At 59.8% G+C, this 12,369-nt stretch carries 12 protein-coding genes; 4 read left to right on the top strand and 8 right to left on the bottom strand.

What is annotated here, in order from left to right; all coding sequences use genetic code 11:
• Positions 1-51: 51 nt before the first annotated feature.
• Positions 52-993, bottom strand: a complete 942-nt coding sequence (locus AC1D2N_RS24015) for a LysR family transcriptional regulator (RefSeq protein ID WP_018516899.1) — start codon at positions 991-993, stop codon at positions 52-54.
• Positions 994-1,193: 200 nt separating this feature from the next.
• On the opposite strand from AC1D2N_RS24015, the gene AC1D2N_RS24010 reads away from it, so the two are divergent.
• On the top strand, positions 1,194-2,072 hold the full coding sequence (locus tag AC1D2N_RS24010) for an alpha/beta hydrolase (protein WP_032990309.1): 879 nt from the start codon (positions 1,194-1,196) through the stop codon (positions 2,070-2,072).
• Between the two features lie 16 nt (positions 2,073-2,088).
• On the opposite strand, the gene AC1D2N_RS24005 is transcribed toward AC1D2N_RS24010, so the two are convergent.
• Positions 2,089-2,727, bottom strand: coding sequence for a TetR/AcrR family transcriptional regulator (locus AC1D2N_RS24005; protein ID WP_018516897.1), 639 nt, complete (start codon positions 2,725-2,727; stop codon positions 2,089-2,091).
• Between the two features lie 201 nt (positions 2,728-2,928).
• Between AC1D2N_RS24005 and AC1D2N_RS24000 the strand changes: the two genes are divergently transcribed.
• Complete coding sequence (locus AC1D2N_RS24000) at positions 2,929-5,391, top strand: glycoside hydrolase family 3 C-terminal domain-containing protein (RefSeq protein WP_018516896.1); 2,463 nt, start codon at positions 2,929-2,931, stop codon at positions 5,389-5,391.
• Positions 5,392-5,480: 89 nt separating this feature from the next.
• On the opposite strand, the gene AC1D2N_RS23995 is transcribed toward AC1D2N_RS24000, so the two are convergent.
• The 3 genes from AC1D2N_RS23995 to AC1D2N_RS23985 form a co-directional block, all read right to left on the bottom strand.
• Positions 5,481-6,017, bottom strand: a complete 537-nt coding sequence (locus tag AC1D2N_RS23995) for an OmpA family protein (RefSeq protein WP_018516895.1) — start codon at positions 6,015-6,017, stop codon at positions 5,481-5,483.
• 13 nt (positions 6,018-6,030) lie between these two features.
• Positions 6,031-6,705: a L,D-transpeptidase gene (locus AC1D2N_RS23990; RefSeq protein ID WP_026242340.1), complete on the bottom strand. Its 675-nt coding sequence runs from the start codon at positions 6,703-6,705 to the stop codon at positions 6,031-6,033.
• 238 nt (positions 6,706-6,943) lie between these two features.
• A complete protein-coding gene (locus tag AC1D2N_RS23985) occupies positions 6,944-7,402 on the bottom strand; it encodes an alpha/beta fold hydrolase (protein WP_245275429.1) in 459 nt (152 codons plus the stop codon).
• A gap of 144 nt (positions 7,403-7,546) precedes the next feature.
• Here AC1D2N_RS23985 and AC1D2N_RS23980 point away from each other — a divergent pair, with 144 nt between their 5' ends.
• Together AC1D2N_RS23980 and AC1D2N_RS23975 are read left to right on the top strand one after the other, a co-directional pair.
• Positions 7,547-8,596 carry an AI-2E family transporter gene (locus AC1D2N_RS23980; protein ID WP_113543042.1) on the top strand — a complete coding sequence of 350 codons (1,050 nt, stop codon included), beginning with the start codon at positions 7,547-7,549 and terminating at the stop codon, positions 8,594-8,596.
• Between the two features lie 402 nt (positions 8,597-8,998).
• Positions 8,999-9,487, top strand: a complete 489-nt coding sequence (locus AC1D2N_RS23975) for a CBS domain-containing protein (RefSeq protein WP_018516891.1) — start codon at positions 8,999-9,001, stop codon at positions 9,485-9,487.
• Here AC1D2N_RS23975 and AC1D2N_RS23970 read toward each other — a convergent pair.
• The 3 genes from AC1D2N_RS23970 to AC1D2N_RS23960 are packed head-to-tail and all read right to left on the bottom strand — an operon-like array spanning position 9,474 to position 12,366.
• The gene (locus AC1D2N_RS23970; protein WP_026242339.1) at positions 9,474-10,478 is read right to left on the bottom strand and encodes an ABC transporter ATP-binding protein; all 1,005 of its coding nucleotides are present in this window, start codon (positions 10,476-10,478) and stop codon (positions 9,474-9,476) included. The genes AC1D2N_RS23975 and AC1D2N_RS23970 overlap by 14 nt on opposite strands.
• Positions 10,478-11,455 carry an ABC transporter ATP-binding protein gene (locus tag AC1D2N_RS23965; protein ID WP_018516889.1) on the bottom strand — a complete coding sequence of 326 codons (978 nt, stop codon included), beginning with the start codon at positions 11,453-11,455 and terminating at the stop codon, positions 10,478-10,480. The genes AC1D2N_RS23970 and AC1D2N_RS23965 overlap by 1 nt, the downstream gene beginning before the upstream one ends.
• Positions 11,452-12,366, bottom strand: a complete 915-nt coding sequence (locus AC1D2N_RS23960) for an ABC transporter permease (protein WP_018245510.1) — start codon at positions 12,364-12,366, stop codon at positions 11,452-11,454. The genes AC1D2N_RS23965 and AC1D2N_RS23960 overlap by 4 nt, the downstream gene beginning before the upstream one ends.
• Positions 12,367-12,369 lie beyond the last annotated feature (3 nt).

Genomic DNA, 12,369 nt, shown 5'->3' with positions numbered 1-12,369 from the left:
GCATGTCGCGCCATGATTTGAAGAACTGGCGGGCGCTTCTGAAAGCGGCCGCTATCCCCCAGAATTGGATGAGCCGCCAGCCGCATCCAGCGGTCGAAAAGCGTCGGGTCGGGCGGCAAAGTTCGCAACTACAAAATCCACGAAAGCGCGGACTTTTGGTGAAAGCTGACGATTGGACGCCCAGACGAGCGAGAGCGAGCCGTACGGCACCATGAAGGAGGTCAGGACGGGGACCAAACTTCCGGTTCGCATATGGGGTTCTGCGACGTAGACAGGCAGATGCGCGAGCCCCAAAGCGTCCCGTGCTGCCCGCAGCCCTGCGTCCGTATTGTTGAATGTAAGGCTTCTTGGCAAAATTAGCCGATCGTATGGTGAGCGGAATGCCCACGGCGCGAGCCGGCCGCTGGATGGGTATTTGAAGTGAATGCAAGCATGTTGGGAGAGGTCATCAGGCGTCTGCGGTTGCCCATGGCGCTTGAAATAATCGGGACTTCCGCAAACGACGAAATGCTGGTCGCCAAGATGGCGGGCGATCAATCGAGCATCGGCAAGCTCACCACTCCGAACGACGACATCCAGGCCCTCTGCGACCAGGTCTGTGACCTTGTCTTCGAAATCGATGTCCAGTTCGATCTCCGGAAATTGCTCGGCAAAAATGGGCAGAAGCGGCATGAGAAGGTGATGCCCGACGATATGCGGTACGCTGACGCGAAGGCGTCCCCTTGGACGTTCCCGGCTTCGTGAGATTGTGGCCTCTGCGTCATCCATGTCGTCGATGATGCGTTTGTAGCGCTCGTAGAGGACCGCTCCTTCCTCAGTCAGGCTGATACTGCGCGTTGTCCGATTGAAGAGCCGCACGCCCAGCCGGCTTTCGAGACGCGCCACTGCCTTTCCGATCGCAGACGGCGAAACTCCGCCAACCCTGGCGGCTGCGACGTAGCTCTGCTGTTCGACGGCGTGGACGAAGGCGACAACGCTTGCGAGACTGTCCACAATAACACCCGATTAGAGATATCTTGTCCTTTATGTACGTCCACAGGCCACCATTGATCAATATTGCGTAGGAAATATCCTCTGTCTCACGATGCTAGGCGCTTTTCGAGGCCTAATCCTTCGCCTGCAGCCGCAGCGGTCGGGTGATCTCGATTGCCGCCTATTCGGACGGCGTCTGGCAATATCAAAGGAGTGAACGCATGCGGGACTATGCAAAAGAACGACCCGAACACACGGAAAAATACGTCGGAGAGAATGACCTATTTCTGGAAATATTTCATGCGTACCGCGCTTCGAGGCAGTCCGTTCGGCCGCCTTTGCTCTTCGTCCATGGCGCCTTTACCGGGAGTTGGATGTGGAGCAAATACATTCCTCATTTCATGTCGGCTGGATGGAAGTCTTATTGCGTCAATCTGCGAGGCCACTACAAAAGCAGGTCGGTGGATTTCACAAAAATCCTGTTTGAAGATTACCTGGAAGACATCCGGCTGGTGATCTCCGAAATCGTCGAAGAATGTGGAACTCCTCCCATCGTGATCGGATTCAGCATGGGCGGAATCCTGAGCCAGAAACTGGCGGAAAGTGTGCAGATAGCCGGGCTGGTCTTGATCGATTCCAGCATTTGCAGGGAAGTGCATGCGGAGGCCCCCTATCGCGATCTCGCGTTGCGAATGCCCGGCCTCGTCGTGCCTGCTCCAGCACGCGACGAGCAGATCAGTGTGGATGAAACATTCGAGGATATCGAATTCCAGCGGAAGTACCTGTCCATGGAATCTGCGAAGGCATTCAGCGCATTTTCCTTTCATTTCGGGTCCGAGGGGATTTCCATCAAAGGCGAGATGATCGCCTGTCCCAGCCTCGTCATCTGCGCCATCAACGACGAATCCGATGAACATCGCGGCCGGGCGACAGCGCGTCACATCGGCAGCGAGTATCTAGGTCTCTGGGGCACGACACATACCGGTCTGCTTGTCGGGCAGAGGTATCACGAAGCTGTAAGCCGCATTATGGTCTGGTTAGCGCGCTTTGATGGGAGGCCGGTTTCCGATAAGGCATCATCCTGGACCGCCCGCGAGTAGAGCCGTAAGCCAAGGCTCAGCCTTGCGGACCAAGGCTCGCCAACAGCCGGCTGATATAGGCTTCCAACCCGCCGACCATGTCGAAGCGGGTGGGATCGCGCAGCCAGAGCATCTGAAGGCCGTCCATCACCGCGATCAGTTCGGCCGCCATTGCCCTGCCGTCAATCTTGCCGTCGATCGAGCCATCGGCGACGGCCTCTTCGAAGGTCGCGGCGATGTCATTCTGCAGTTGGGTGGCGCGATCGAGAAACCATCCTTTGGCCGGGTGATCCTTCATCAGGCTCTCGGCATTCAGGATGGCGAAGGCCCTGATGACCTCGACCATATCGGCGTTGCGGCGGAAGACCTCGACCATGCCCTTGAGCAGGCCGCGGAGATCGGAACGATGGGGCCCGATGAAGCTTTCGCTTTCGCGATCGCGCTTATCCAGAATGGCGAGCAGGAGATCGACCTTGGTCGGGAAATGGTGCAGCAGGCCGGGCAGCGACAGGCCGACGTCGCGGGCAACATCCGCGATGGCGGCATTCTGGTAGCCGTCTTCGGCGAAGCGCCGCATCGCAGCAGTCAGGATCTCCGCGCGGCGCGCTTCGCCCTTGCGGGATCTGCGTCGTCGCTTTTCGTCCTGTCCGGTATTCGATTCGGAAAACTCTGCCATCGCCTCTCCCGTCGGTTTCTCCGGCGCTCTTTATCCATACATCAGGCTTCGCCAGTTGACATCTTACAAATACCGAGTAATCGGTAGGTTTAAGAACTACCTTACCTGCTGAGAAGTGCGCGTTTGCCGCCGATGGGTTAGCACCGCGCTTGCTCCGGCAATACTTCACGGCAACCGAATTCCATTGAAGGGGAGGTTTGCATGATCGATTCCATTCTCGACAAGATGACGCTCGAGGAGCAGGTCTCCCTGTTGTCCGGCGCCGATTTCTGGACGACGGTTCCCGTCGAGCGTCTTGATGTGCCGAAGATCAAGGTGACGGACGGACCGAATGGCGCCCGCGGCGCCGGTTCGCTGGTCGGCGGCGTCAAGGCGACCTGTTTTCCCACTGCCATCGCGCTCGGCGCCACCTGGAATCCCGATCTGGTCGAGCGCATGGGTGTGGCGCTTGCCCACCAGGCGAAGAGCAAGGGTGCCGCCGTACTGCTCGCGCCTACGGTGAACATCCATCGTTCCGGCCTCAACGGGCGAAATTTCGAATGTTATTCCGAGGATCCGATGCTGACCGCGGAACTCGCCGTCGCCTATATCAAAGGCGTGCAGAGCCAGGGGATCGCAGCGACGATCAAGCACTTCGCCGGCAATGAATCCGAGATAGAGCGGCAGACCATGTCTTCCGATATCGACGAGCGGACGCTGCGCGAAATCTACTTTCCGCCCTTCGAACAGGCTGTCAAACGCGCCGGTGTGATGGCCGTCATGTCCTCCTATAACCGCCTCAACGGCACCTATACCAGCGAGCATGAGTGGCTGCTGACCAAGGTGCTGCGCCAGGAATGGGGATTCGACGGTATCGTCATGTCCGACTGGTTCGGTTCGCATTCGACGGCCGAGACGATCAATGCCGGGCTTGATCTCGAGATGCCCGGCCCGGCGCGCGATCGCGGCGAGAAGCTGGTTGCGGCCGTGCGCGAGGGCAGGGTCGAAGCCGCCACCGTGCGGGCGGCGGCGCAGCGGATCCTGCTTCTACTCGAGCGGGTCGGCGCGTTCGAGAAGAAGCCCGACCTTACGGAGCAGGCGGTCGACCTGCCGGAAGACCGGGCGCTGATCCGGCGTCTCGGCGCAGAGGGCGCAGTCCTTTTGAAGAACGACGGCATACTGCCGCTTGCCAAGACGTCGCTCGACCGGATCGCCGTCATCGGACCCAACGCCGCGAGCGCGCGCGTCATGGGCGGTGGCAGCGCGCAGATCGCGGCGCATTACGTGGTCAGTCCGCTCGAAGGGATTCGAGCCGCCCTTTCCAATGCCAATAGCGTCAGCCACGCCGTCGGCTGCCGCCATAACCGTCTGATCGAGGTGGCCAAGGGAAAGATCACCGTCGAATATTTCAAGGGACGCGGCTGCCGGGGCACTCCGCTTCATGTCGAGACCGTCGACAAGGGTGAGTTCTTTTGGTTCGAACTGCCGGCGGCCGAGCTCGACCCCACCGATTTCTCGGCACGGATGACGATGCAATTCGTGCCGGAGGAGAGCGGCGATCATGTCTTCGGCATGACCAATGCCGGACTGGCGCGGCTCTTCGTCGATGGCAGCCTGACGGTTGACGGCCATGACGGCTGGGCACGCGGCGAAAACTATTTCGGCACGGCCAATGACGAACAGCGCGGCACGGTAGCGCTCGATGCGGGCAAAGCCCATGCCGTCACCGTCGAATATGACCCGCCGGTGGCGAACGGAGAGGGGATCAACCTCACGGCCATTCGGTTCGGCGTCGAAAAGCCCTTGGGCGAGGCCGATATCGTGGGTGCCGTCGAGACGGCGCTGAATGCCGATGTGGCGCTTCTCTTCGTCGGCCGCGACGGCGAATGGGATACCGAGGGCTTGGACCTGCCCGACATGCGGCTTCCGGGGCGGCAGGAAGAGCTGATCGAGCGGGTTGCGGCCGCCAACGCCAACACCGTGGTCGTGCTGCAGACCGGCGGTCCAGTGGAAATGCCGTGGCTCGGCAAGGTTCGCGCCGTGCTGCAGATCTGGTACCCCGGGCAGGAGCTGGGCAATGCCGTCGCGGATGTCCTGTTCGGCGATGTCGAGCCCGGCGGACGTCTGCCGCAGACATTCCCGAGGACGCTTGCCGACAATTCCGCCATCACAGGTGATCCGGCCGTCTATCCGGGTAAGGATGGGCATGTGCGCTATGCCGAAGGCGTCTTCGTCGGCTATCGTCATCACGATACGCGTGCTGTCGAACCGCTCTTCCCTTTCGGTTTCGGCCTTGGCTATACGCGCTTCAACTGGAGCGAACCGCGGCTTTCAGCCAGCGAAATGGGTGCCGAAGGCGTGACCGTCAGCGTCGATCTGACCAATATCGGCGATCGGGCCGGATCGGAACTTGTCCAGCTTTATGTGCGTTCGCCGAGGTCAAAGGTAGAACGGCCGGACAAGGAACTGCGCGCCTTCGCAAAGCTTTCGCTGTTGCCCGGTGAGACAGGAACGGCCGAAATGAGGATCCTGCCGCGCGACCTCGCCTATTACGACGTCGGGGCCGGCGCTTTCCGCGCAGAAGCAGGCGACTACCAACTGGTGGTGGCTGCGAATGCCGCGGATATCAGGTTCATCATCGATCTGCCGTCACCACTCGAATATGTACTGCCATCTTCGAATTAAAGGCAGGCTGGCGAGATCCATATCGTATTCGAGCTGAGCCCGGCCGATCGCGCTTGGCGCGTCTGCACCAAGCGTTGGTTCGAGCTGGATCAGGCCGCGTCGGGCTGAGAGCGGAGATTGGTGACGACGCGCCGGTTCTGCACCTTGCAGGAGCGCTCCGTGCAGTCGCGCACTTCGCGGTCGTTGCCGTAGCCCTTGGCCCACATGCGACTGGCGTCCACGCCCTTCGAGACGAGATAGGCCATCGCCGCATCGGCGCGCTTCTGCGACAGCGTCTCCATTTGGGATGCGGAACCGGAATCGTCGGCAAATCCCTGCAGCTTGAGCAGCCAAGTCGGGTTCTTGTTTAGCCAGATGGCCTGGTTGTCCAATGTTGCCATGGCGACGGAATCGAGCGTGGCGGAGTCCTGCTTGAAGTAGATCCTTCGGCCGACATTGAGGATGAAATCCTCTTCACTGCCAGCCGCGACGGTTTCGAAACCGGGCGCCGGATCGTTGGTCTGGCCGGTCATCGGCGCCGCAGCGGGTTCTTCCAGAGACGCGACCTTGGTTGTGGTGCAGGCGGTAAGCGCCAGGAGCATGGCCGCGGCCATAAGCTGCCTCATGTATCCGGTCGGAGCAAACATCAGCGGATATTCCTCATTCGACCGGAGTTATTTGGCTGACCTGCGCGGCACGTTCAGCCTGGTCGGCAATGTGCGGCAGAACCTGCACCGCGGTGCCGATGGGGCAACGCTGGTAAAGATCGATGGCGTCTTCGTTGAACATGCGGATACAGCCGCTGGAGGCATCCTTGCCGATGCTCCACGGCTCAAGCGTGCCGTGGAAGCGATAACCGGTGTCGACGCCGTCGCGATGCAGATACATGGCGCGGGGACCAAGTGGATTTTTCGGTGAACCTCCGGCCACGAATTCGGGCAGTTCAGGATGGCGCTTGCGCATCTCCGGCGGCGGCGTCCAGCGCGGCCAAAGCGATTTAGCGTCGATCGTGGCGCGGCCAAACCATTTGAAGCCCTCGCGGCCGACGCCGACGCCATAGCGGATGGCCGTCTTGTTCTCCATGATCACGTAGAGAAAATGGTGCCTTGTATCGACGACGACGGTGCCGATCGGCTCGCTGCTGAAATATTTGACAACCTGGCGGTGCCACTTCTTGTCGATCTTGGCGAAGTTGGTCTTTTGGAACGTCACGCCATTGTCGACGGCGGTGCCGGCAAAATTGGAAGATGCGGCGGCGAATGCCGGTTTCTGGACCGCACCGGCGCCAAGTAACGCCAATCCACCAAGCACAATATTTCTGCGTGTCCACGGCATCGGCAATATCCCCCTTAAAGCCAAGCAGCGAAGTGTCAGTAAATCAGATTTTTCATTTGCCACAACAGAAAAATCATATCCTCCCTAAAGGCGGAGATCGGTTCACGGGCCTCCTGTGTCTGGTATTGCCCCATTGTTACTCTGGAATGCCGCGGCGCTTCGAGTTAAAGGGCCGGGCATTCATCACCTTTGAAATCGGCATGTACTCTTTCCGCAACCGCCTGCGAGCCGATGCTCTTCACACGCGGCAGTTCCTTTTCTTGTGCGAATGCCTCCACAAGATCACAAAGCATCTCTCGCGCAACGCCTGGGACCACATGATGGGGCAAATGCCCGACACTTCTGGTCTTCTTGCAGCAAGGTGTAACGCCGCTGCGCTGCCGATCGAGTGCGCAACGATCCTCACCTCCGACAGGTCAAGAGACGTGAGAAGGCGTTCAAGCCAGAAGGGCTGTCCCTCAGGTCCACGCTCAGCCGGTGCAGCCGGCGTGCTCAGTCCATAGCCGGGCCGGTCGGGAGCAATGATCCGGATATCGCTGTTGTCGAAGGGAAGCAAAATTTCCTGCGCAAGACTGCCGCAGCCATGCAGGAGGACGACTGGAATGCCATGTGAGTTGCCACCGCCAAGGATGTGAACGTCCTGATCTGCGACGTGAATTGTTATTCCGAACGTCGGCTGGACAGACTTCACTAACATGAGGCGCATAACTAAATCGGAAGAAGAAGTTCCCGTCGGGACGGCGCCTACGGCATTGAGCCGCTAGAGTAGGATGGACGGGCGGCTCAGCGCTGCCGCCTTATCTGTGCTACCATCATCGCGGTCTCGAAGCGGAAAGATCGAATGCTCCTTCAGCGTGTCAGTTTCTATGTGCTTCTGGTCCTCGTGACTATTGCGTTCGTCGCCGTCGTGCTACCGTTCTATTCGGCGATATTCTGGGCAGTCGTCCTCGCTATCATCTTCTTCCCGCTTCACGCCCGTATCGAGGCGCGGCTGGGTGGGCGGGGAAACCTCGCTGCAGCGCTGTCTGTGTTGATCTGCCTCTGCGTCGTTATCATTCCCGGGCTGATCGTCCTCAGTTCACTCGTCCAGCAGGGCAACCATCTCTACCAACGTATGGACACCGGCGAGATCGACGTCCGGAGCTTTATTCATAATCTGCAGGAAGCATTGCCCTTGTTCCTCCGCGACTGGCTCCGGAGCATCGAGCTGAACGGCGTCGATACGTTTCAGGACCGCGTTTACTCGGCATTGATGCAGGGCGGCGGTTTTTTTGCCGGACGCGCCTTGAGCCTCGGTCAGAACACCGTGCGGTTCTTCGTCACCTTCGGCGTGATGCTCTATCTCCTATTCTTCATGTTCCGGGATGGGCGCGCCCTTGCCCGCGCCATCAGAAGAGCGCTGCCTCTCAGCGATGCCCATACACTTCGCTTCACCTCCAAATTCACTTCGGTCGTTCACGCGACCGTGCGAGGCAATATTATCATCGCCATCATCCAGGGTTCGATCGGCGGAATCGCCTTCTGGGCCCTTGGCGTCGAGCCAGCCCTTCTGTGGGGCGTCCTGATGAGTTTCCTGTCGCTGCTGCCTGCGGTCGGCGCCGCATTGATCTGGGTCCCCACGGCCATTTACCTGGCTCTGGCCGGCTTTTGGGTGAAGGCGATTGTGCTGGTTGCGGTAGGCGCCCTCGTCATCGGTCTTGTCGATAATCTGCTGCGGCCGTCCCTGGTCGGCAGAGAGACCAAGCTTCCCGACTATGTTGTCCTCATTTCCACCATTGGCGGCATTTCTCTACTAGGCATCAATGGTTTCGTGATCGGGCCGCTGATCGCCGCTCTCTTCATCGCCGCTTGGGGGATATTCGTGGAGGAGGAGGGCACGTCGGATTCCTGACGATGCGACCGGAGCATTTACCGATGGCTTCCGGAACTTTCGTCTCCCTGACCGGTTTCATAGAACCATCATCATGGGGGTGGAGCCATGAGCGCTCCGGGTGTCGCCGTCTTCGATAAGACGCTGCAAACTACAAATATGCGGCACGACGATCTGATGGCCGAGCAGGGACCTGATCGGCAGCTAGTCTGCGGTGAACGACGAGCGTTCATCGACGCCCGGGCGAGGTGCGGAAAGTGCGCCACGGACTGCCGGCAGAAGTCCAGGCGCTCTGGCCGGATCCGGATAGCGACACTCAGTCCCCATCGAGAGGGTGGCAGGAGCCGCAACCACGTCGTTTCGGAAGCGACTCTCACCGGAACATTCGACGTCCACTAACCGTAAAAGGCAGGAGGAAAGACCATGAAAGTGTCAGAGATCATGTCTCGCGATGTAGAAATCGCCAACCCTGATCAGACGATAGCCGAAATCGCGAGATGCATGGCCGACAGGCAGATCGGCTTCCTGCCGGTCGGCGACAACGACCGGCTCGTCGGAACGATCACGGATCGCGATCTCGTCGTGCGTGGGCTTGCCGATGGACTCGGGGGCGATGCAAAGGTGCGCGAAGTCATGTCACGCGATGTCAAATATTGTTTCGAAGACGAAGATGTCGACGACGTGACCCGCAATATGGGGCAGGTCCAGGTCCGCCGCCTTCCCGTCGTCAATCGTGACAAACGCCTTACCGGCGTCATCTCGCTCGGCGATGCGTCCCTGGCGGACACCGCTGCAGCGGGAGCCGGGTTGAAAAAAGTTTCCCGACCGGGCGGGAGCTCATGCACATTAGAGGAGGATGATTTTAGGCCTGAAGCAATCAGGATCCTGTCGTTTGAGATCATTCATCATTGAGATGGCAAGCCGACAAATGCCCCGGTGCAATTTCCCTTTTCACCGGCACTTCCATATGGCAGCGGTCCATCGCGAACGGGCATCTCGGATGAAAGTGACAGCCTTTCGGCGGGTTTATCGGGCTGGGGAGTTCGCCATCGACGGGTTTGAACTGTCGCTTGCCGGGTTCGATACGCGGCACCTCGGCCAAGAGCGCTTTCGTGTACGGATGATTGGGCCGCCTGAAAACCTCCTCGACGGGCGCCTCTTCGACGATGCGGCCGAGATACATGATCGCAACGCGGTCGGAAATATGTTCCACAACGCCGAGATCATGACTGACGAACAAGTAGGTCAGGTCAAGCTTGTCACGAAGTTCCATGAACAGGTTGATGACCTGAGCCTGGATAGAAACGTCGAGCGCCGCGACGCTTTCGTCACAGACGAGGAATTTCGGCTGCACGGCGAGCGCGCGCGCAATATTGACGCGCTGCCGCTGGCCACCGGAAAACTGGTGCGGGTATCGCTTTTTCATGGCCGGGTCGAAACCGGCCAGCATTAAGTATCTGTCAACATAGGCGTCGCGTTCCGCCGAGCGGGCAAGCCCATGCGTTCGAGGCGCCTCCCAGATAAGCTCCTCGACGGTCATGCGCGGATTGAGAGCCGCCATCGGGTTCTGGAAAATCATCTGGCTGGCGAGACCAAACTGATGCTGCTCGCCTTTCGACATAGCGCTTCGATCCATCCCCTTCCAGAGAATGTGACCCTGGCTCGGCGAGGTGATCCCTGCAATGGCGCGGCCGAGCGTCGACTTCCCGCAGCCGCTTTCACCGACAAGGCCGACAACCTCTCCGGGCCGAATGCTGAGGCTGACGTTGTCAAGCGCGTGAACGACAGGCGCGGGTCTGGCCAGCTTGAGCTTGAGCGCGATCTTGGCGGCCAAATCGGGCTTGGCTCCGAAGCGCTGCGACACGTTCCTCACTTCGATCAGGGGCGCGGCGGTCGCGGTCATCATGCTAATTCTTTCGTTACGGGATGAATGCAGCGGAAGGAGCGATCGCCTTCCGGCATGAGCTCTGGCATGACCAGGCAGCCGTCGGTTGCCCGATCACAACGCGTACGAAAACTACATCCCTGTGGGAGGCGGTTGATGGCCGGTGTCATGCCGCGGATCTGGTGAAGGGGTTCTCCGCGTCTGTTTTGCGATGGCACCGACGCGATCAGACCGGCAGTGTAGGGATGGTGAGGATCAGTCAGAACCTTGCCCACCGGTCCGGTCTCGACGAGGCGGCCGGCATACATGACGGCGATCTCGTCGGCCAATCTTGAGACGATCGCCAGATCGTGGGTGATCCAGATCACTGCCGTATTTCCCTCTTCGGTGAGTTTCTGGAATTCGGAAATGATCTGGCTCTGGATCGTCACATCAAGCGCCGTTGTCGGTTCATCGGCGATGATGAGGTCCGGTTTGTGAAGAAGCGCGATGGCAATCGCCACGCGCTGGCGCATTCCGCCGGAAAATTGATGCGGATAGGCGGCAAGCCTCTCTTCAGGGCTTGGTATTCCAACCAGCGCTAAAGCATCACGCGCCCGCTGCCGGGCGGTATCCTTCGGGACTCGCTCGTGTGCCTGAACGGCTTCCACCATCTGCGTCCCGACCGTCAGGACCGGGTTGAGCGTCATCGTCGGATCCTGGAATACCATGGCGATCCGCTTGCCGCGCAGCTGCCGCATCTCTTCGTCCGAATATTTCGCGATGTCGGCGCCGTCGAAGATGATCCGGCCGCCGGCAACCCGGCCGGGTTTATCGAGGAGCCGCATGATCGAGAAGCCGGTCACCGACTTTCCGGATCCGGATTCTCCCACAAGACCAAGGACCTTGCCGCGCTCCACCGTGAACGACACATCATTGACGGCGCAAAGGCTGGGGCGTCCCCTACCGCCGCCGAATTCGGTGACAAGATTGCTCACTTGCAGCAACGGGGTCATGACATGTTCCTCGGGTTGAGCACATCGCGCAGCCGGTCACCGACGAGATTGATCGCCGCGATCGTGACCAGAAGGGCAATGCCGGGAAAGAAGCTGATCCAGTAGAGGCCCGTCAGAAGATACTGGTAGCCCGTCGAGATCAGCATGCCGAGCGAGGGTTCGGTCACAGATGCACCGAGACCGAGGAAGGACAAGGTTGCTTCGAGGCCGATTGCCCTCGCTATCTGCATGGTGGCGATGACGATGACCGGCGCAAGACAGTTCGGCAGCAGGTGCCTGAAGAGGATGCGCCATCCGGGCAGGCGCAGCATCCGGGCCGCCTCGATATATTCCTTCTCGCGCTCGACCAGAGCGGTGCCGCGGACCGTGCGGGCATAGGTCGCCCACTCGGCGATGATCAGTGCGATCACGACATTGGGCACACCCTTGCCGAGCACGGCGAGCATCATGAGCGCCATCAATATTGTGGGAAACGACAGCTGCAGGTCGACGAGCCGCATCATCGCGGTTTCCGTGCGCCCTCCCATGTAAGCGGCGAACAAGCCGGCTGAGGTTCCGATGATGGCAGCGGCGAAAGCCGACAGAACACCCACCAGCAAAGAGGTGCGCAGGCCATAGAGGATGCCGGACAGGATATCGCGGCCCTGGCTGTCGGTACCGAGGTGATAGACGAGCCCGGTCATGGATTCGGACCCCGGCGGCAGTCGTCCATCCATGATGTCGAGCTGCATCAAATCATAGGGATTTTGCGGAGAGATCCATGGCGCAAACAGCGCCAGGCAACAGATGATCACCAGCGTGAGGAAGGCGATCGCAGCTGCCGGAGAGCTGAAGAAATCCGCGATCCCTTTCGACAGACGACTGGGTTCGGGCGTTGGAGCGCTTGTGTCTTGCGTGTGTGGTTCGGCCATGGG

The sequence above is a fragment of the Rhizobium sp. P1_B8 genome (assembly GCF_056406515.1).
Note: the sequence above shows the minus strand (reverse complement) of the source record. Positions and strands in the feature narration are given on the sequence as shown.

What these genes read in the sequence shown, in the direction of transcription:
- AC1D2N_RS24010 (WP_032990309.1), top strand. Translation starts at nt 1,194, where the DNA reads ATGCGGGACTATGCAAAAGAACGACCCGAACACACGGAAAAATACGTC.
- AC1D2N_RS24005 (WP_018516897.1), bottom strand. Translation starts at nt 2,727, where the DNA reads ATGGCAGAGTTTTCCGAATCGAATACCGGACAGGACGAAAAGCGACGA.
- AC1D2N_RS24000 (WP_018516896.1), top strand. Translation starts at nt 2,929, where the DNA reads ATGATCGATTCCATTCTCGACAAGATGACGCTCGAGGAGCAGGTCTCC.
- AC1D2N_RS23995 (WP_018516895.1), bottom strand. Translation starts at nt 6,017, where the DNA reads ATGTTTGCTCCGACCGGATACATGAGGCAGCTTATGGCCGCGGCCATG.
- AC1D2N_RS23990 (WP_026242340.1), bottom strand. Translation starts at nt 6,705, where the DNA reads ATGCCGTGGACACGCAGAAATATTGTGCTTGGTGGATTGGCGTTACTT.
- AC1D2N_RS23985 (WP_245275429.1), bottom strand. Translation starts at nt 7,402, where the DNA reads ATGTTAGTGAAGTCTGTCCAGCCGACGTTCGGAATAACAATTCACGTC.
- AC1D2N_RS23980 (WP_113543042.1), top strand. Translation starts at nt 7,547, where the DNA reads ATGCTCCTTCAGCGTGTCAGTTTCTATGTGCTTCTGGTCCTCGTGACT.
- AC1D2N_RS23975 (WP_018516891.1), top strand. Translation starts at nt 8,999, where the DNA reads ATGAAAGTGTCAGAGATCATGTCTCGCGATGTAGAAATCGCCAACCCT.
- AC1D2N_RS23970 (WP_026242339.1), bottom strand. Translation starts at nt 10,478, where the DNA reads ATGACCGCGACCGCCGCGCCCCTGATCGAAGTGAGGAACGTGTCGCAG.
- AC1D2N_RS23965 (WP_018516889.1), bottom strand. Translation starts at nt 11,455, where the DNA reads ATGACCCCGTTGCTGCAAGTGAGCAATCTTGTCACCGAATTCGGCGGC.
- AC1D2N_RS23960 (WP_018245510.1), bottom strand. Translation starts at nt 12,366, where the DNA reads ATGGCCGAACCACACACGCAAGACACAAGCGCTCCAACGCCCGAACCC.